Consider the following 19,594-nt stretch of genomic DNA (forward strand, 5'->3'; position numbering starts at 1 on the left):
GTTTATCCTTTGTTTTGCGCCTGAATTACGCTAATATGGCTGGCAATAATTTTACTCAAAATCGATGACGAAAAGTTTGCAACAACCATGAAAATGTCGAAACCACCGGTCCCGGAAAACCGATTACAAGCCACCCGCGCTTTCTTACAGCGCAAATGGGTGAAAAATCTCTTATTCATGCTGGCACTCATCATCGTCTATCTCGCCTTACGTCCGTTCATGCAAGGTGACGTCGTCAAAGGGCCGGCCCCGGCTTTCGAAACCGAATCCATCACCGACCAGCCGATTCGACTCGCCGATTATCGCGGCCAGCCCGTCATGGTCCACTTCTGGGCCACTTGGTGCCCGATTTGCCAACTGGAACGCGACAGTGTCGAACGCCTCTCCAAAGACTACCCGGTGATCAATATCGCCACCCAGTCCATGGACGACGAAGGCCTGCTTGCCTTTGCCGAAGAGCACGGCATGAACCCCAACCAAATCGTCAACGATTTCGACGGCCAACTGATGAAAGCCTTCGGCGCCCGCGCCGTCCCCGCCACCTTTATTATCGGCCCGGACGGCAACGTTTCTTTTGTCGAAGTCGGCTACACCACGCCTTATGGGCTGAGAGCGCGTTTATGGTGGCTTCAATAGCATCCAAGTTCCGCCGTAAAAACACGCCTAAAGGACAAATCATCCACAGTGTCCGGGACGGCTTCGGCCTGATTGAAGTCGTCGACACTCAAGTGGCACGCAGCCTGTATTTCGGCACCCGCGTCGAGCAAAGTCGCCTGTATTTCAACGCCCCCATGACGCTGGCGTTCGAATACCAAGAAGCGTTGATGGAAGCTATTCTGGAGCATCCGGCCGCCATCAACCGCCTGTTAACGCTGGGGCTTGGTGGCGGCAGCCTGCCCGCTCAAATGCACCATATTTTTCCGAAATGCCAGCAAACCGTGGTGGAACTACGTCCGGCGGTCATCGACATCGCTTACCGGTATTTCCATCTGCCGGAAACGCCACACATCGACACGCGAGAAGCCGACGCCTACATGTTCGTCCTGCAGGAAACCGAGCGCTACGACATCATCGTCATCGACCTTTACGACGGCGACAGCATGCCGCCCGAATTCACCGACGAAATCTTCCTGCTCGCTCTGCAAAAACTGACCAGGCCTGGCGGATTATTGTTATTCAATTTGTGGAAAGGCACGCCGGAAAAGACCCTCAGGGTCATCCGCTTTTGGGAAGACATGACCGACTGTGAAATCACCATGCGCGAAATCCACTCCAGCAACAATCTGATTCTATCGGTAAAACCACGTTAACCCGAGGAGAACACCATGACCGCTCCCAGTCTCAGCGCCTACTCCGAACAGTTTGAAACCCTGTTCAACCAGCACCGCATCGCCTGTATGGTGTGCGAACTGACGCCGCCTTATCGAGTGAACTATCACTCCGTGGCGTTACGCAAACTGATTCGTTTACCCGATGACGACAGCGCCATGCACCTGCTCGACTGGGTTCACCCGGACGACCGTGAGCGCTACCAACTTGAGTTGAAAGCTTACGCCGCCCAGCCGGAAACCCCGAGTTTCGAACGCTTGCCGTTTCGCATCCTCAACCAGAACGGTGAAATCAAATGGGTGCGCGAACTCGTCCTGATCGACGACAGTGACGGCCAACAACTGGTACTCAGTTGGGAGGACATCACCAAGCGTTATCTGGAAGACCAGCAAAACCGCGAAAACAAACACCAGTTCAACTTGGTGTTGGACTCGCTCAATGTCGGTTTTTTCGAATTTCTATTCGGCACCAACACGGTGTTCTATTCGCCGACCTGGAAAAAACAACTCGGCTACGAACCCTATGAAATCGAAGACAAAATGGCCGAATGGGAAAAACGCGTGCCGCCCAAATACGTCACCGCGGCCTACAAAAATCTGGAAAAACATCTGTCCGGCAAAACCGAATGGTATGAAGCCGTTTTCCCCATGCGCCACAAACAAGGTCATCAAGTCTGGATTCTGGCCAGAGGCAAAGCCGAGCGCGACGCCAACGGCCATCCGTATAAAATCATCGGCACCCATACCGACCTGTCGGCGGTGCAAAAGCTGCCGAAACAACTTCAGGCGCTGGCCGACATCGAGTTTCACCCGGAAACCCTTTACCAACGTGCTTTCGCTACCGCGCCAATACCGCTGTCTCTGTTCAATCTCAATTCCAACAAAGTGGAAATCAACCCTAAAATGGTGGAACTTTGCGGCTACCAGAGCCAGGAACTCACCGGCCAGGTCTACACTCGCTTCTTCCACCCGGACGACCGTCAAGCCAGCATCGAAGCCATTGAGCGCCATATCCGCAACGCCACACCGAACCTGGAAACCGTCGAGCGACGCGCGTTTCATAAAGACGGCCGTCTGCTGACATTACGCATCACCAGTTTTGTCACCACGCTGGAAAACGACGACCGAGTGCTGTGTTCCTATATCGAAGACATCACCGAAGCGACACAAAAAGACACAGAGATGGATGCGAAATCGTCGCCACTGGATTAAAATGCTCCCCTATTTGAGTCCTCATTCACCCACCCTGCAAACTTGAAGGCGTTATTGTTCTATGGCACTGCTTTTCCTACGCGACACCCAACTCAGCTACGGCACCCAAACCCTCTTGGACGGCGTCGATTTTAAAATCGAGCCCAACGAACGGGTCTGTATCGTCGGGCGCAACGGCGAAGGCAAATCCACCCTGCTCAAAGTCATTGAAGGCAGCGTTCAAGCCGACGATGGCAGTCGAATTCTGCAAGACGGCGTGCAAATCGCCAAGCTGCAACAGGAAGTGCCCAACGACACCCAAGGCAGTGTCTTCCACATCATCGCACAAGGCCTGGGCAATATCGGTCAATTAATCGAACGCTTCCACCAATTGACCGCGACATTGGCCGACGACAGTTCCGAAAACACCTTGAATGAACTGACTCGCACCCAACAAGCCATTGATGACCAGGACGGCTGGGACCTGAACCAGAAAGTCGAAACACTGATTTCCAAACTCTCATTACCCGCCGAAGCCGAATTTTCCGAATTGTCCGGCGGCATGAAGCGCCGAGTTCTGCTGGCGCAAGCCCTGATCCAAGACCCGGACATTCTCCTGCTGGACGAACCGACCAACCATTTGGACATCCCCTCCATCCAATGGCTGGAAGACTTCCTGAAAAACCTGTCTTGCAGCCTGGTATTCATTACCCATGACCGCTCCTTCCTGCAAGCGCTGGCGACGCGCATCGTGGAGCTGGATCGCGGCCAGCTTTATAACTGGGAATGCGATTACGCCACCTACCTGCAACGCAAAGCTGCACAACTGGAATCCGAAGCCAAATCCAATGCCGAATTCGATAAAAAGCTGGCGCAGGAAGAAGCCTGGATTCGTCAGGGCATCAAGGCGCGCCGCACCCGAAACGAAGGCCGGGTTCGCGCGCTGGAAAAGCTGCGCGAAGCCCACAAGGCGCGCCGTCAGCAACAAGGCAAAGCCAACCTGCAATACAACCAGGCCAATCACTCCGGCAAACAGGTCATCGAAGTGGACGACATTCACTTTGCCTGGCCCGACCAAGTCGTCATCGATCATTTCTCCACCATGATTTTGCGCGGCGACAAAGTCGGTTTTATCGGTGCCAACGGCTGCGGGAAGTCCACACTGCTGAAACTGCTGCTCGGCCAACTGTCACCGCAATCCGGTCACATCAAACTCGGCACCAATCTGAAAATCGCCTATTTCGATCAACACCGCGACCAGCTCGACGAAAACAAAGCCGTGGTCGACAGTGTATTGGAAGAGTCGGACTACATCGAAATCAACGGTCAACGCAAGCACATCATGGGCTATCTGGGCGACTTCCTCTTCAGTCCGGAACGGGCCCGCCAACCGGTCAAAGCCCTGTCCGGCGGCGAACGTAACCGTCTGTTACTGGCGCGCGTCTTCGCCAAACCGTCCAACCTGCTGGTGCTGGACGAACCCACCAACGACTTGGACATTGAAACCTTGGAACTTCTGGAAGAACTCCTGCTCGATTATCCGGGCACCGTGCTCATCGTCAGCCACGACCGGGCCTTTTTGAACAGCGTGGTCACCAGCTCCATCGTGTTCGACGCACCAGGCCAAGTCAATGAATACGTCGGTGGTTACGACGACTGGTTACGCCAGCGCCCGGCGCACTACGACGCCCCAACTCAAAAAACCGGCACTCGGACAAACACCCAAGAACCCGCCAGGCCTGGCGAAAAGGCCGAAACGCCAGCCGCCAAATCGAGCGACAAACCCGCAGCGAAAAAACCGAAAAAGTTGAGCTACAAAGACCAACGGGAATACGATGCCCTGCCGGAAACCATCGAAACACTGGAAACGGAGTTGGAAGCACTGCAAATGCAAATCAGCGAACCGGCGTTTTATCAACAAACCGGCCATGAGGCGGTCCTGGAACGCCTCAATGCGTGTGAGGCCGAATTGGAAGCCGCTTTCGAACGTTGGGAAATTTTGGAAGCCCAACTCGAAGACTAGGCATATCAGAATTGGCGAAGGTCAGTGACCGAGCACGGCGCTTGGTCTGGGCGGCATCGACAACTCTTCTCGCCACTTTTTCCAGCGGTTCAAGCGACTCAATAATCGCAACATCGCTTTGGGTTGCACCGGTTGCGCCAGTTGAAAGCGGAAATAACCCTTATTGATGAGCGGCAGAGCGGCGGCCAATTCGTCATCCCGCCGCATCAACACCACCGGCGTTTTCAAAATGGTCGGGTTGTTATGGGTCGTTTCCTGCCAGGCCTGCTCGACCTGATTGGCCAATTGAAAATCGATGAGAATCGCCAAATACACCCGGTGGGTGGAATAGCGACGCTTTTCAATTTCCGAGACCACCGCATCAACGTCATTGAAGGCCGCGACACTGATGCCGTAGCGTTTCAGAAACTGTTCAATATCGGCAAAACGTTGCGCATCCGGTTCGCATACGGCAATGCGTCGGCCTTTCAGCCATTTCAATTCTTTTTTGAATCCCATTTTTGTCAGTCCACACGGTCAAGGCGGATTCGAGACTTGTTCCCGGTCGGAACCCGCTGAAAATTCGGTTTTATTTTTTGTTTTATTTTTTATATTACCAAAAAATCCGTTGCCTCGGTGTGGCTTTAAAATGACAAACAGATGACCTCTGTGCGCCGTTTCCGCCGACGCGACCAAGCCAATCCTAGACGGTGACCACCCATTCCACCCAACATAAATAATAATAATTCTTAATTGCAATCATATAAATTTCGCGTAGAATGCTAGACTCGCTTTTGCGAAAAACATGATGTCACCATCGCAAAAAATACGCTACAATTTTATTCTATTGCGTAATCGAAATCCCACGCTGGAAAACCTTTTTATTTTTGCTTATTTTTGGCAGGAAAACTTCTTTATGAGCTGTAACGAAAAACATACTTATTCTACCTTTTGCCGTTCTTCCAACAATGCGTTGAAAGAACCGATGTTCTTTGGCCAAAACGTCAACGTGGCACGTTACGACCAGCAAAAGCACCCGATTTTCGAAAAACTGATTGAAAAGCAATTAAGCTTTTTCTGGCGACCGGAGGAAATCGACCTGTCGAGCGACCGAGGGGAATACGCCGATCTGCCGGATCACGAAAAACATGTTTTCATCAGCAACCTGAAATACCAAACCCTGCTGGATTCGGTACAGGGCCGTTCGCCGAATGTGGCGCTGCTGCCGTTGGTGTCCATTCCGGAACTGGAAACCTGGATTGAAACCTGGTCCTTCTCGGAAACCATCCACAGCCGCTCTTACACCCACATTATCCGTAACATCGTCTCGGATCCGTCATTGGTGTTCGACGACATCGTCACCAATGATGAAATCGTCAAACGCGCCATCAGCGTCACCGAACATTACGACCGTTTGATTTACCTGACCAACCGCATGTACGCCGAAGAAATCGATCTGGAAAAAGACGACGCCTTCCGTAAAGAAGTGAAAACCGCCTTGTTCCTGACCATCGTATCGGTCAACGTGTTGGAAGCGATTCGTTTCTATGTCTCCTTCGCTTGCAGCTTCTCCTTCGCCGAACGCTCCTTGATGGAAGGCAACGCCAAAGTCATCAAGCTGATCGCTCGTGACGAAGCCCTGCATTTGTCCGGTACCCAGCACATCATCAACTTGATGCGCGAAGGCAAAGACGACCCGGAAATGATGCAAATCGCCAAGGAAAACGAAGACATGGTCTATCAGATTTTCCGCGAAGCCGCCGAACAGGAAAAAGAATGGGCCGACTATCTGTTCAAAGACGGTTCCATGATCGGTTTGAATGCCGGCATTTTAAAAGACTACGTCGAGTACATCACCAATACGCGTATTCGCGCCGTGAAACTGGATCCGATTTTCGAACAGAAAAGCAATCCGCTTCCGTGGATGAACAACTGGCTGGTGTCCGACAACGTTCAAGTCGCACCGCAGGAATCGGAAATCAGTTCCTATCTGGTCGGCCAGGTGGACTCCACCGTCGGCAAAGACGACTTCAACGATTTCGCGCTGTAAACAGCCGTACTCATCATCTCCCAAAGCCCGCTTCTGCGGGCTTTTTGGTTTTTCGCCCCCGTCAATCTTGTTACAAAACTGTCATCCGCTTATCACTTGATTTTCAAATAAGCACTCTAAACTGGCCGGAATGAACGAAGCGACACACATTCTGGCGTTCCTCCGTCACGGGGAATACCATCAAAAACCCAATACGCCCAGCGCGTTACAACACGGTGCTCTGACGACCTTAGGCCAACAACAGGCCGCTCGCGCCGCCGAAGACGTGTATCATTACGCCCAGGCGCACGGCTTGAGACTTCACCCGGAAATCGACACCTCGCATTCGTTACGTGCCTGGCAGACCGCCGACGCCTTGAAGCAAACACTCAAACGCCAAGCCGGTTTTCAAGGACGTATCGTCGAGCAGAAAACCCTACACGAACGTTCCGTCGGTGCCCTGGCGAACTTGTCCGTTACCGAAATCGAGCACATTTTGGAGCAGGACCCAAGAGTCGAATCTCCCCCGCTCAACTGGAAATCCGACAGTCATTACCGCTTACCGGTACACGGTGCGGAATCCTTATTGTCCGCCGGAGAGCGGGTTGCTGGACACCTCAACCGAACGTTCGCGTCACTGGCGCAAACCGAAACGCAACCGACCTTGAAAATCGTCGTGGGGCACGGGGCTTCCTTTCGACACGCCGCGTTTTTGCTCGGCCTGCTGTCGTTTGAAGACATCGCGCAAAAGTCCATGCACCACGCCCGCCCACTTTATTTTGAATACCGAACCCGTTCGCAAGACTGGCGACACCGCCACGGCGAATGGAAACAGCGCGCCCGCGCCAACCCGTCAATGATTGATTGAGGAGAATGGATTATGTACGCCGCGACCGCAACCGCCTGGCAACCTCAGCCACACCCCCAAACGCCTTTCCCAACCGAAAACTGGATGGCACCGGCAAAAGACACCTATTTTTTCTGTGATTTGCACGCCGATGCCGACGCCTTTTTACGTTCGCTGAAACTGAGTTATCTGGTCACGCTCGACAGCACCGTCGAGCGCATCACCCTCACCACCAAAGGCCGCAGCGGGCAAATCATCATCGGCGGCGACTGCTTCGATAAAGGGCCGAGCAACCTGGCCCTGTTCCGCCTGATTGCCCAGCTTAAGCATGCCGAATGCGATCTGGTGCTGCTGGCCGGCAATCACGACATCCGCATCTACGCCGGTTTGCTGGCGACCGACTTCATGGACGACCTGCGCCAAGCCCACTTTTTCGTCCGCATGGGACGCAAAACCGCCAGCTTGTTTGCCGAAATCCACCGCCATTATTGTCAGGGCGAAAAACTGCCAGGCCTGGCCGATTCGGTGATTCGCCGACGTTTGTTTCCATCCGAAGACTGGTTCGATTTTTTCCCGGCCTATGCGCAACACACCATGCCGAAAAGCAAAATCGATAAAGAACTGAAACAGATTCGCAAAAAACAGGACGATTTCATCCAGGCCTGCGGCGAACACGGTTTAAGCCTGCCGGAAATTTACCAGGCCGTTGCCAAAGCGAAGGAACTCTTCCTGTCACCGGATGGCGAATTTGCTTGGTTTTTCCAATCGCTGGACTTGATTCATCTCGCCGGTAGCTATTGTTTCAGCCACGCCGGTCTGGACGACCAGTTCGCCGAAAAACTGGTCGCGCACAGTGCCGACGAGCTCAACCAGACCTTCCGCGAGCAAATGAATCAAGGCCGAATTTTCGAAATGTACTACAGCGAATTCGGCAATGTGTTCCGCACCAAATACCGCGCCAACGACTGGCCTTTGACCGAACGTGGCAGCGACATTTTGCGCCGCAACCACATCTTCGCCATCGTCAATGGACACCGCAGCCACCGCGAAGGCCAACAGTTGTTTCTGCGCCAAGGCCTGTTGAATTTCGAGTGCGACACCCAGCTCAACGCCAATTGCCGCCGTAAATCTAACCTACAAACCCCGGGCGAAGCTGTTACAATTTTCTATGCCGACGGCATGGTCTCTGCGCTCAGCAGCGATTTTCCCATGACCAAACAATTCCACCCCAAACAGTTGCAACAGCATTAGAAGGTAGGGTATGGCTAAGAAAAGTAAATACTTCGAACACGAGTCTCTGCAAGACAACGATGCCATCATCAGCTATTTAAAAGCCATCACGCAGGGGTTCAAAAAAGGCGCCATCGAGTTCAGCGATGAAGAGGAAGAGTTCATGCTGACCCCACAAAAACTGGCGAACCTCAAAATCAAAGCCGATAAATCGAAAAAAGGCCAGACGCTGAACATCAAAATCAGCTGGTCCTCCGATCAAAGCTCCGACTTCGAAGAGTCGCCGCTGTTTATCGACCCGAAAAAACCGAAAAAATAACCCGAATTCAGTAGCCGAACAGCCAGATGCAACCACTCACGGAACTTTACGACCCTTTGCGCTTTTTGATTATCGAAGTGCAAAAACAACTCGATTCCGTCACCCTGTTTTTGGAAACGGGCGATTTGCGACAAGCTGAAAACGGCCAAAAACGCGTGGATTACATCGACAACTACCACGTCAATCTGCTCAACCGTGCCGCCACCTATCTCGGCGAGCAAACCGACAAAGACATCCGCATCACCGTTCAAAGTTACGAACACATCAATCACGGTTTGAAATCCCTTTCCCGTCAGTTGCAGGCGATTATTTTCCAGGCGAAGCAGTCCAGCACCGCGTTGAAGCTGCTGCGCAAAAAAAATGTGTTCCGCGCCCTCAACGATTTGCAGGTCGGTCTGGAACTGATTGAACCGGCCATCGAATCCGAGGGTTCCATGCTCGCCATCGACATTTGCCGTTTGAAAGTCCACATCGACAAACGCTGCGATCAGCAACTTGAAAAATACAAAATCCGGCTTAAAAAGGGTCAGCAAACCGAGGCCTTGTTGCATGCCAGCTTCATTATCCGCGACATCAGTGATATGGGCGAAGCCCTGCTGCGCATCGGCGAAGGGATTATCTCCGCCAATATGGGCCAGATGATCCAGATCGACCGCTACCATTCGCTGGAAGCGACCCTGACCGCCCTGCAACTCAACCCGCAGGAAGACGATCTCACCATTCGCGCCATGGGCGAAACCAAATCCGGTTGCACCATTTCCGGTGTCATGACTGCCGAAGAGTCGGAAGGCCAGATGCTCGCCGTCTTCAAAGAAGGCGACAAAGCCAAACTCAAGGAAGAAAAAACCGGGATCGAAAGCTGGCACGAGAAGTTTCCCGGCATCGCCCCACAGGTCTATTCCTATCATAAAAGCGGCAACAAAGCCGCCCTGCTGTTCGAATACCTGACCGGCGAAACCTTCGACAAACTCCTGTTGCAGAAAAACCGTAAAACCCTGAAAGCGGCGCTGAACCGACTGTTTGAAACCCTGACGCAAATCTGGGAAGAAACCCGTGCCGACCAACCCTATCCGGCCAACTTCATGGCCCAGTTGCGCAAACGCTTGAAAGACGTTTACGAAGTCCACCCCGAATTCCAAGCACCATCGGTCAGCATCAACGGCGTAAAAAGTCCGACACTTGAAGCCCTGGTCGATGACGCCGAAGCGCTGGAATCCGAACTGCCCTGTCCGCTGGGTGTTTACATCCACGGCGATTTCAATCTCGACAACATCATTTACGACCCGGTCGATAACGACATCAATTTCATCGACCTGCACCGTTCCGAGTACCTGGACTTCGTGCAGGACTTGTCGGTCCTGATGGTGTCGGCCTATCGCCTGTCGAATTTCGACCCGCAAGTCCGCAAACTGATCGCTCAAACCATGCAGGCGATTTACGAATTCGGCCAGGATTACGCTGAACACATCGACGACACCAGTTACCACCTTCGGATGGCTTTAGGATTAAGCCGTTCTTTTTTGACCTCAACCCGCTTCGTGTTGGATAAACAGCACGCCAAAGCCATGCATTTTCGAGGTCGTTACCTGATTGAACAAGTCATTCGTCTGACGGAAGCAGAACGAATGACCTACCGGATACAGAAAGAGATTTTCCATGATTAAAGACGATCTAAAAATCGCGGTGGTGGGCATTCCCGGCAAATGGTCCACCGAAGTATTGGCCGATGAAATCGAAGCCCAAACCGGCTTTCGCTGGGTCATCGACATCGAAAAAGTCGTGGCCGACCTCAGCGAACCGTCGGTGCGTTACGAAGGACGTTGCCTGTGTCAACTGGACGGCATCATCATCAAAAAGATTTCCCAGACCTACAGCCCGACGGTCATCGATCGTTTGGAAATTCTGCGCTTTGTGGAAAAATGCGGCGTGCAGATTTTCTCCAAGCCCCAGGAAATCATCCGTCTGGTAGACCGCATGAGTTGCACCGTATCGCTGGCCAAAGCCGATATTCCGATGCCGCCGACCATCATCACCGAAGACTTGGACGCCGCTTTCGATCATGTGGAAAAATTCGGCGAAGCCATTCTCAAACCGTTATTTTCCACCAAAGCCCGGGGCATGGAAGTCCTGTGCTGCGACGATGGCAAAAAAGCCGTTAAACAGCGCCTGAAAGACTATTACGACAAACAGGGCTTCTTTTACTTGCAGAAAAAACTCGCCCTGCCCGGCAAGGATATGGGGCTGGTGTTTCTGGGCGGTGAATATCGCGGAGCTTACGCCCGTGTGTCCGGCAGCGACAGTTGGAACACCACCATCCACTCCGGCGGCAAATACGCCGAAGCGCAACCGTCGGATGACATCATCGACATGGCGTATCGTGCCCAATCGCAATTCGATTTGAGCTACACCACCGTCGACATCGCCGAAACCGAAGACGGACCGGTCTGTTTTGAGGTCTCCGCTTTCGGTGGTTTCAAAGGCGCGCACGAAGGGTTGGGCTTGAATATGGCCAAGGAATATGCCGATTACGTCATTCGGACGCTGAGTACAGCCTCTTAGCTTCCCTGAAACCGAACAAAAACCGTACAAGGAAACCGTTTTGCCCCTCAATCTCGTTCAACAGATTAGCCAATTTCAAGAAAGCACGCCGTTGCAACCGCAACGGCTCTCTCTGAGTTTACCCGGCTGGACGCTGGCCATCGAATCCAATTCCAAAACCCTGCTGACCACCCTGCAGCACTATTTCGGCGATCTTCTGAGTGAAAGTTCCGCTCAAGCAGACCAAACCATCACCGCTTACGAAACCGATCAATTTTTGAATCAGGGGCTCCATTGGGAGGACTGGAAGCGGGAAACCGGCAAAACCGGACGTAAAGATGCATTCTTGGATTTCGACAATGGCCTGGAAGCGCAGCGTTTCATCTATAAAGTCAAAACCGGGATGCTGTTCTGGCAACGCCATGACCAACCGACGGCATTCGGCCCCACCGAAAGCCACCCGAACCAAATCATCAACTTCATCCTCACCCAATACCTGAATGAACACCTGCGCCGCGATTGGTTGCTGGGCCACGCCGCTGGCTTGCAACTAAACGGCCGCGGCCTCGCGATTGCCGGCCTGTCCGGCGGCGGGAAATCGACCTTGATGTTGCATTTATTGGAAAACGGCGAGCACTTCATCAGCAATGACCGTTTGTTGTTCGCCGACTCGACAATCACCGAATCGGCCAGGCCTGATGAATTATGGATGCGCGGCATTCCAAAACAACCGCGCATCAACCCCGGCACCATCGTTCACAATTCGCGACTGCACGCTTTGATTCCGGCCGAGCGACGCGCCGAATTACTGCAACTACCCCGCGAAGAACTGCGCCAACTGGAAGAAAAATACGATGCCGACGTCAACCGGCTTTACCACCCGAACTGCTTCAAAGCCGAAAGTCCTTTGAGTGCATTGGTCATTCTCAACTGGCAGCCCGGCTCCGACGACGCCACACGCCTGACCGAAACCACGCTGAACGACAGCCCGCATCTGTTACCGGCCATTATCAAAAGCCCCGGTCCTTTCTATGCCGACCGCCAAAATGTCTTTCTGCCGAATCAAATCGAACCGGACACCGCGCCTTATCTGGCCATGTTAGGCGATTTGCCGTGCTGGGAATTAAATGGCAACGTCGATTTTGCCGCCGCCGTCCGTCTGGTCGAAGAGGCCGCCCGCCGTCAATAACGGGCGCTTAACCGAAGCGAACCGCTTTGAAGAAGTGCATTTGCGCCATCGCCAATTCCTGGTACGAATCGCCGACAATCGCCACCATCGCCCCTTTGACCGGAATCATCTGCCCCTGGAAACCGGAGCGATTAAACGCCTGCATGGTGGTGAGCTGTTTGCCCGGCAGCACAATAATGGTCACCGGCCCGGCTTCCTCCTGCAACACCAGATGCAGTCCTTTCTGACCGTTCACCTCGCACTCTCCGGCATAACTCATGAAATCCACCGGCTTGTCCAGCACCGCTCCCACCTTGGCAAACAATTTCTGCAAAGAAGCTTCGTCTTGATCCAACGGTTGCGCTTTCATCAAGTCCGGCGCTTCCCGAGCGTGGTCAATAATGTGATCCACCACCGCCTGTTCCAGCAAAACTTCCTGCGAATTTTCCACTGAATGTTCGACTGAACCGGTTCCCGGCTGTAACGGCCACTGCCAAATCGCAAAAACCGCCACCAAAGCAAACGACGCCGCAAATGCCGTCAAGTTCCCGAACCAACCACCATCATTTTGTGGTGGCTCTTCGAAACGGTTTTTTAAGAGAATACGCTCTTCCAGCCCTTCCGGCGGCGTCACCCGCATTGCCTGCTTCAATTCCGCTTCAAAGGCTTTTTGTGCCTTGACATCGGCCGCTTTGTCGGGATGTTCGGCCAAATACGCTTGCATCGCCTCGTCCAATTGGTTCGGCGACTCCAACAGTCTGCGTCGAAATTCCAGTTCGGTCATGTGCGATTTCCTTTCAAACCGACCGTCGCGGACGGCCGTTCCAATTGTTGTTTGAGTTGCTGCCGGGCCCGAAACAGACGGGTGTTGACCGTCGCCAGTTTCAGTCCGAGTTGGTCGGCGATTTCATCGCCGCTGAACCCCCACAACACCTGTAACAACAAAGGTTCCTTAAATTGTGCATCCAGCGACAGAATAGCCTGGTACAGCGCCTGTCGTTCCATTTGCCGTTCCGGCTCCCGATCGACGCTGTCGGCGATCATCGCCTCTTCCATTGCCACCCACTCCGGTGATTGCTTTTCAAAACGACGGGCATTTTCACGGCGCAGAATCGTCATCAACCAGGCTTTAGCGGCTTGCTCGTCCTGCAACTTGTCCAAGGCTTTCCAGGCACGGGAAAAGGTTTCCTGCACCAAATCCTCGGCCACATTCGCGTCCTTGCTCATCCAAAACGCATAGCGATACAGGTCTTTGGCGTAAGCGCGGACCAATTGATCAAAAAACAGCGTTTTATTCGACATTCGATTCCATCCCGTTGGATTACCTTTGTAACCGTTGGTTTAAACCAAAGGTTCCTTAATAAGACCGCCCTTTCCTCGAATTGTTTCAAAACCGTTCGAAATAATCGCGCCTCAAGCCGCTTTCGGCTTCACCATCATCTGGTGCACCACCGAGGCATTGAAAACCAGAATGAACCAGAGCAGATACAGCCACAGCAAAAACAGCGGAATCACCGCAAACGCACCATAAATCAGGTTATAGGTCGGGAACCATTTCACATACAGCCCAAAGCCGTATTTCAACAATTCCAATTCAAAGGTGGCTAAAATCGCCCCAACCAACGCATAACGCCAAGGGACGCGATGCAATGGCACGAAGCGGTATAAGAACCAGAAACCGATTACATTGATCAGAATCGGCAATTGATTCAAAAACACCGTTTCCAGCGGCACCCCAGGCAAAACGGGGGCCGCCAGCAACACCGAACTCAACACCAGACTGCCGCCAAGTAACACCGGCCCGACCACACTGATGCCGATGTAATGTAATAAGCTCACCCACCAACTGCGTTGCAAATGTTTGTCCCACATGGCATTGATTTTTTGGTCGATGGTCCACAGCAGCAGCAAGGCAATCACCAACATGCTGAAGATACCGATGCCGTGCAACTTACTCGCCTGCTGGGAAAACTGAAGCAGGTAAGATTCCACCATCGGTGTCGAGGCCGGTAACAAATAATGAAACACCTTATCCATCACCGCATCTTCGAACGTTTGAAAACTGTCCGACATCGAAAACACGCTGAGCATGATGGTCAGAAACGGCACCAACCCGACCAAGGAGGCATAAGCCAAAACCGTCACCGCATCCAAACCGTCCTTACGAATGAAATTCTGAGCTGCCTGAATCCAAAAGGCGATCTTATACAAACGGTTTTCCGTTTCGGCCATGCGTTAATTCCTTAAGAAACGTCGTGAAATCAGGCTTTTGACGCACCAACAATTTCACATATCATCATTAATTTTTTTAAATTGCTTCTGAAAATTCATTCTATCAAAATACCCGCTATGTATAAGAATTCTAGCAATTTCATTCACTTTCTGGTCATCGGCTACAGCCTCGTCATCATCCTGGTGGCCATCTCTTCCGGCATTTTCTTCAACTACGAAAGTAAAATCGCCAACGCCTTCGAAAACCACCAGGAAAACACCGCTTACCAGAGCAATCTGGACGCCCTGTTCAATGCCGCCACCCAGCGCAGTATCCTGATGGTGCGCATGATCAATGCCAAAGACCCGTTTGAAATTGATGCCCTTCACATGGACATGTTCCGCTACGAGCAAATTGTCATCCAAAACCTGAGCACGTTGCGTGAAAATGCGTTCGCCCCCTCTCAGATTGATATCATCGAAGACGCCGGCGAGATCATGACCCGAAATCGTCGGTTTCAGGAAACCGTTTACAGTCTGTTGATGGACGACCAGAAAGACGCCGCGCTCAAGCAACTGGTGGATGTCACCCTGCCGCTTCAAAAGCAGGTCATCAGCACGTTAAACCGCTTGGAGGCCGATTATCAAGCCGCTTCACAGCGCTCGGAAGCCAACTTTGCGGCCATCCTATCGGACATGCGCAATATGATTCTGTGGGTCGCCGTGCCGATTATCGTCAGTTTGTTGATCATTGCCCTGCTGACCATCGACCAACTCAAACGCTATGCGCGAAATCAGGAAGCCCTTCGCGACCACCTGGAAGAGCGCGTACACCAGCGCACCCACGAACTGCTGCTGGATCGCAACCTCATGCAAAACCTGAACGAAGCCATCGGCATCTTCAACGAAGAAGGTCACTTGCAGATCAGTAACAAAAAGCTCACTGAAATGCGGCTGGCGAGCGACTTGGGCGATACCCTATCGGTCTGGGAAATGCTGGAAAAGGCTTTCCACGAACTCAACCTCCCCGCCATTCAGGAGTATTTAGCCATCCACAAATCTTGGCGCGGTGAAGCGGCCGTCAACCATTATCGGCATCAATACATGATGATCGACATCAACAAACTGCAAGACCGCAGTTTGCCGGACAGTTATTATTCCATCATCCTGACCGATATTTCCGAACTGAAGAACATTCAGAACCAGTTGTCCTATACCGCCAACTACGATGCGGTGACGCATTTGCCGAACCGTTACTCTTTCAATCATCAAATCCAGGAAATGATTGAAAAACACGCCGAGGAAAGTTTTCATCTCTACTACATCGACCTCAACGACTTCAAATGGGTCAACGACCATTTAGGGCATACCATCGGGGACGAGTTCCTCTGGCACGTCGGCCAAGCTTTCAAGGAAGCGGTTCCGGAAGGCGAATTTCTGGCGCGCCTCGGCGGCGACGAATTCGCTGTCCTGCTCACCTCACTCCATACACCGTCCGAATTGGCTGAACTGGCCAATCAACTGTTCCTGCAAGTGAAGAAAATCAACCACATTCATCACTCCAACCACGAAGTCAGTTGCAGCATCGGCATCGCCTCTTACCCTCAGCACGGCACCACCCCCGAATCGCTGATCAAGCATGCCGACTACGCCATGTATACCGCCAAAAAAGTACAGCACACGCCATATTGTCTGTTCTCGAAAGACATGCGCCAGCAACTCAGTTATCTGCATGAAATCGAAGAAAGCTTGCACCGAGCGGTGCGGGAAAAAGAATTCCAGGTACATTACCAACCGCAATACAGTCTGCACTCCCTGAAGTTGGTCGGTGCCGAAGCTTTGGTACGTTGGCCGAGAAGCGACCGCATGGTCTCGCCGTGCGAGTTCATTCCACTGGCAGAAAAATTCGGCCTCATCAGTGCCATCGGCGAATTCGTGTTCGAGACCGCTGCGCGCCAGCTCCAGGCCTGGTCACATTGCAAAATCGAATTGCCCCGGGTCGCGATCAACACTTCCTCCACCCAACTGCTGGCCGGTAATTTCGGTGACGTGGTGGAACGTATCTTGCAGGAAAACCAACTCACCGCGAACCGCATCGACATCGAGGTCACCGAATCGGTGATGATGAAAAACATCGAACGCAACGGCAACAACGAAAACGCCAACTGCCTGAGCACCCTTCAGGAAAAAGGGCTGGAAATTTCCATCGACGATTTCGGCACCGGCTATTCGTCGCTGTCCTACATCAAACATTTGAATGTGGACCGCATCAAAATCGACAAAAGCTTTATCGACGACATCGAATTCAATAAAGAAGCACGTTCCATCGTCCGCGCCATTATCAAGATGGGGCACAGTCTGGGCATGAAAGTGCTGGCCGAGGGCATTGAAACCCCCAACCAATTGGACATTCTCAAGGCGCTGGAATGCGACGAAGGCCAAGGCTATTTGTTCAGTAAACCGCTGGATGCCGCCAAATTCGAAATGAAGTGTCTATCGGCCTAAACCAAAGCTTTACTCGAACCATAATCACACGACGGGGCGTAACACCTGACGGTCGATTAAATCCTGCAATACCGACTGAGCAAAGCCCTCCAAATCCGCCACCGGAACCTGCAACGCCTCGGCCAAGCCCTGTAATACGGTTCGGGCCGTCGGCCTCTCGACGATTTCAACGACGTCCGGATTCGCCAAACGCTGGATGAACTCGTATAACACCGGCGACAGCACCATAAACTGAATGACATCGTCCGCATCCCGGTACACCAACAGCGTGGTGACCATTTCCGGTGGTGCCTCAGGCATAAAATCCGGTCCCAGTTCATGCACCGGCCAATCATACGCCAAAGGCCACGCCACCGGCGACAACTCGTACACCGCGTCCAAATCGGCCGTCAGGCCTAGCGCATTCTCAAAACCGTCGGCTTCATCCACCGATAAGGCCAGTTCCACCCACTCGTAATGCGCCAACGGCAACATAAACGCCGGGTCCTGCGGCTGAGGGTCATACCCTTGTTGCAGGAACACTAAAAATTCTTCGCCCAGCTCGTGAAACAACGGTGTTCGGGCCCGGTGTTTCTGCATATACTCGCGCACCAGCTCGGCCCACCGCGTTTCACCGACCACCGACTTCAACACCGGAAACAATTTGGAAAAGAAATCCTGCACATTATTGAAAAACAAATCCTCGTAAGCCTTCCAGCGACGCTCTTCGATCGGTAAGGTCGGATCCACCTCGGTTTCCGCCAGGCCTGGTGATTTCTCGGCCAAATCACCAGTAGCGTCCGCCGTTCCTTGCGGGTCACGTATACGTGCCGCGAAACGATATTGCATTTTTTGAAAGTCCGGCAATGCCTGCCAATCCAGTTCGTCCATCAGCCTTCCTTTCTAATGTGTTCCGCCGGGCCATTGGCAGCGGCTTTTGTGACCGCTTTTGCCTGGGCGGTTCGAATTTGTGCCACTTCCTGCATCAGTTCCGCCAACGGCGGAATATTGAAGTCCCGTTCCAACAAGGTGGGAAAAACACCCTGCTGAGCATAGGTTTCATCCAGCAAATCCCAGACGGCCTGCTTGACGTCCTGACCGTGGGTATCGATTTTCAAATCTTCGGCTTCGTCGAAATGCCCGGCCATGTGGAAATACATCATCCGTTCGGTCGGCATTTGCCGCATGAACTCAAGCGCATCGTAACGATGGTTGATGCTGTTGACATAGGTGTTATTGACGTCGAACAGCAGCCCACAATCGGCTTCCGACACCACCGCATTGATAAACTCGGCTTCGGTCAGCTCATTGCTCGGCATGGCGTAAAAAGACACGTTTTCCACACCGATGGGCCTTTCCAATAAATCCTGTACCCGTTTGATGCGGTCGGCCACGTAATGCACCGCCTCTTCGGTAAACGGAATCGGCATCAAGTCATACATGTGGCCGGAATCGCCACAATAACTTAAGTGCTCGGTGTACACACGGACATGGTGTTGTTCGAAAAACGCTTTGAGTTCCATCACATAAGCCTCGTCGAGCGGATGGGGACCGCCCAAGTCGAGCGACAAACCGTGGCAGGCGAACGGATAACGCTCGGTCAATTGGCGCAATGCGCGGCCTTGACGCCCACCGAACCGCAGCCAGTTTTCCGGTGCGATTTCGAGAAAATCGATGTCGAAATCCGGGTCGGCGAGAATCTCGTCGAAAAAGTCGCGACGCAACCCCAAACCGACGCCCTGCAAAGCGGGTTCAAATCGTAAACTCATCCACACTTCCTTACACAAACCATAAAAGGTACATTCATCTTTGTTCATCTTAAAATAAAAAGCCGCTCAAATGGGCGGCTTTTTGGGTCAGGCGTTACGGGGCAATCAGTTCATGCCACCGCATTTCCCTTCACCGCACTTGCCTTCCATGGATTTGTTCGTCTTGCCGCCGCACTTTCCTTCCTTATCTTTCATACCGCCGCATTTTCCTTCACCACACTTACCTTCCATGGATTTGTTCGCCTTGCCGCCGCACTTGCCTTCCTTATCTTTCATGCCGCCACATTTACCTTCTTTATCCTTCATGCCGCCGCATTTTCCTTCGGCGACCTGCTGATAGCCTCCGGCCATTTCCTTGAAGCCGAACGGGTTGTCGGACGCCAGAACGTTACCGGTCAAGGTCGCGGCGGTGGCGGCACCCGCCATCTTCAAAAAGTCTCTTCGATTTTGCTTAGACATACGCTTTACTCCTGTTGTT

At 52.6% G+C, this 19,594-nt stretch carries 19 protein-coding genes; 12 read left to right on the forward strand and 7 right to left on the reverse strand.

Annotation, left to right across the window (positions count from 1 at the left end; all coding sequences use genetic code 11):
* Positions 1–93: 93 nt before the first annotated feature.
* The 4 genes from EPV75_RS09430 (at position 94) to EPV75_RS09445 (ending at position 4,542) form a co-directional block, all read left to right on the forward strand.
* On the forward strand, positions 94–636 hold the full coding sequence (locus tag EPV75_RS09430; RefSeq protein ID WP_225972305.1) for a protein disulfide oxidoreductase: 543 nt from the start codon (positions 94–96) through the stop codon (positions 634–636).
* Positions 621–1,310, forward strand: coding sequence for a spermidine synthase (locus tag EPV75_RS09435; RefSeq protein WP_051673409.1), 690 nt, complete (start codon positions 621–623; stop codon positions 1,308–1,310). The genes EPV75_RS09430 and EPV75_RS09435 overlap by 16 nt, the downstream gene beginning before the upstream one ends.
* A gap of 15 nt (positions 1,311–1,325) precedes the next feature.
* The gene (locus EPV75_RS09440; RefSeq protein ID WP_128385218.1) at positions 1,326–2,540 is read left to right on the forward strand and encodes a PAS domain-containing protein; all 1,215 of its coding nucleotides are present in this window, start codon (positions 1,326–1,328) and stop codon (positions 2,538–2,540) included.
* A gap of 61 nt (positions 2,541–2,601) precedes the next feature.
* A complete protein-coding gene (locus tag EPV75_RS09445) occupies positions 2,602–4,542 on the forward strand; it encodes an ATP-binding cassette domain-containing protein (RefSeq protein ID WP_128385219.1) in 1,941 nt (646 codons plus the stop codon).
* Positions 4,543–4,563: 21 nt separating this feature from the next.
* Here EPV75_RS09445 and EPV75_RS09450 read toward each other — a convergent pair whose 3' ends face one another.
* Positions 4,564–5,040, reverse strand: a complete 477-nt coding sequence (locus tag EPV75_RS09450) for a hypothetical protein (RefSeq protein ID WP_029938686.1) — start codon at positions 5,038–5,040, stop codon at positions 4,564–4,566.
* 397 nt (positions 5,041–5,437) lie between these two features.
* Here EPV75_RS09450 and nrdB point away from each other — a divergent pair, with 397 nt between their 5' ends.
* From nrdB to EPV75_RS09485, 7 genes are all read left to right on the forward strand, one after another.
* Positions 5,438–6,571, forward strand: a complete 1,134-nt coding sequence (gene nrdB / locus EPV75_RS09455) for a class Ia ribonucleoside-diphosphate reductase subunit beta (protein ID WP_029938687.1) — start codon at positions 5,438–5,440, stop codon at positions 6,569–6,571.
* Between the two features lie 130 nt (positions 6,572–6,701).
* A complete protein-coding gene (locus EPV75_RS09460; RefSeq protein WP_128385220.1) occupies positions 6,702–7,418 on the forward strand; it encodes a histidine phosphatase family protein in 717 nt (238 codons plus the stop codon).
* A gap of 12 nt (positions 7,419–7,430) precedes the next feature.
* Complete coding sequence (locus EPV75_RS09465; RefSeq protein WP_128385221.1) at positions 7,431–8,648, forward strand: metallophosphoesterase; 1,218 nt, start codon at positions 7,431–7,433, stop codon at positions 8,646–8,648.
* 10 nt (positions 8,649–8,658) lie between these two features.
* Positions 8,659–8,946: an amphi-Trp domain-containing protein gene (locus EPV75_RS09470; protein ID WP_068650510.1), complete on the forward strand. Its 288-nt coding sequence runs from the start codon at positions 8,659–8,661 to the stop codon at positions 8,944–8,946.
* Positions 8,947–8,972: 26 nt separating this feature from the next.
* Positions 8,973–10,610, forward strand: a complete 1,638-nt coding sequence (locus tag EPV75_RS09475) for a phosphotransferase family protein (protein ID WP_128385222.1) — start codon at positions 8,973–8,975, stop codon at positions 10,608–10,610.
* Entirely contained in the window at positions 10,603–11,505 is a 903-nt protein-coding gene (locus tag EPV75_RS09480; RefSeq protein ID WP_128385223.1) for a GAK system ATP-grasp enzyme, read from the forward strand. The genes EPV75_RS09475 and EPV75_RS09480 overlap by 8 nt, the downstream gene beginning before the upstream one ends.
* Positions 11,506–11,545: 40 nt before the next feature.
* A complete protein-coding gene (locus EPV75_RS09485) occupies positions 11,546–12,673 on the forward strand; it encodes an HprK-related kinase B (RefSeq protein ID WP_128385224.1) in 1,128 nt (375 codons plus the stop codon).
* Between the two features lie 7 nt (positions 12,674–12,680).
* Here the strand turns inward: EPV75_RS09485 and EPV75_RS09490 are convergent, their stop codons facing one another.
* The 3 genes from EPV75_RS09490 to EPV75_RS09500 all read right to left on the reverse strand — a co-directional run bounded on the left by EPV75_RS09490 (position 12,681) and on the right by EPV75_RS09500 (position 14,884).
* Positions 12,681–13,436, reverse strand: coding sequence for a DUF3379 family protein (locus EPV75_RS09490; protein WP_128385225.1), 756 nt, complete (start codon positions 13,434–13,436; stop codon positions 12,681–12,683).
* A complete protein-coding gene (locus EPV75_RS09495; RefSeq protein WP_029938695.1) occupies positions 13,433–13,954 on the reverse strand; it encodes a sigma-70 family RNA polymerase sigma factor in 522 nt (173 codons plus the stop codon). The genes EPV75_RS09490 and EPV75_RS09495 overlap by 4 nt, the downstream gene beginning before the upstream one ends.
* Before the next feature lie 111 nt (positions 13,955–14,065).
* The gene (locus EPV75_RS09500; RefSeq protein WP_128385226.1) at positions 14,066–14,884 is read right to left on the reverse strand and encodes a YihY family inner membrane protein; all 819 of its coding nucleotides are present in this window, start codon (positions 14,882–14,884) and stop codon (positions 14,066–14,068) included.
* 117 nt (positions 14,885–15,001) lie between these two features.
* Here EPV75_RS09500 and EPV75_RS09505 point away from each other — a divergent pair, with 117 nt between their 5' ends.
* Entirely contained in the window at positions 15,002–17,368 is a 2,367-nt protein-coding gene (locus EPV75_RS09505; RefSeq protein WP_128385227.1) for a putative bifunctional diguanylate cyclase/phosphodiesterase, read from the forward strand.
* 24 nt (positions 17,369–17,392) lie between these two features.
* On the opposite strand, the gene EPV75_RS09510 is transcribed toward EPV75_RS09505, so the two are convergent.
* The 3 genes from EPV75_RS09510 to EPV75_RS09520 form a co-directional block, all read right to left on the reverse strand.
* Positions 17,393–18,238 carry an HvfC family RiPP maturation protein gene (locus EPV75_RS09510; protein WP_128385228.1) on the reverse strand — a complete coding sequence of 282 codons (846 nt, stop codon included), beginning with the start codon at positions 18,236–18,238 and terminating at the stop codon, positions 17,393–17,395.
* A complete protein-coding gene (locus EPV75_RS09515; protein WP_128385229.1) occupies positions 18,238–19,116 on the reverse strand; it encodes an HvfB family MNIO-type RiPP peptide maturase in 879 nt (292 codons plus the stop codon). Before EPV75_RS09515 ends, EPV75_RS09510 begins: the two co-directional genes overlap by 1 nt.
* Positions 19,117–19,221: 105 nt before the next feature.
* Complete coding sequence (locus EPV75_RS09520; RefSeq protein ID WP_128385230.1) at positions 19,222–19,575, reverse strand: HvfA family oxazolone/thioamide-modified RiPP metallophore; 354 nt, start codon at positions 19,573–19,575, stop codon at positions 19,222–19,224.
* Between the last annotated feature and the right edge of the window lie 19 nt (positions 19,576–19,594).

It is taken from the genome of Hydrogenovibrio thermophilus (assembly GCF_004028275.1).
Classification (GTDB): domain Bacteria; phylum Pseudomonadota; class Gammaproteobacteria; order Thiomicrospirales; family Thiomicrospiraceae; genus Hydrogenovibrio; species Hydrogenovibrio thermophilus.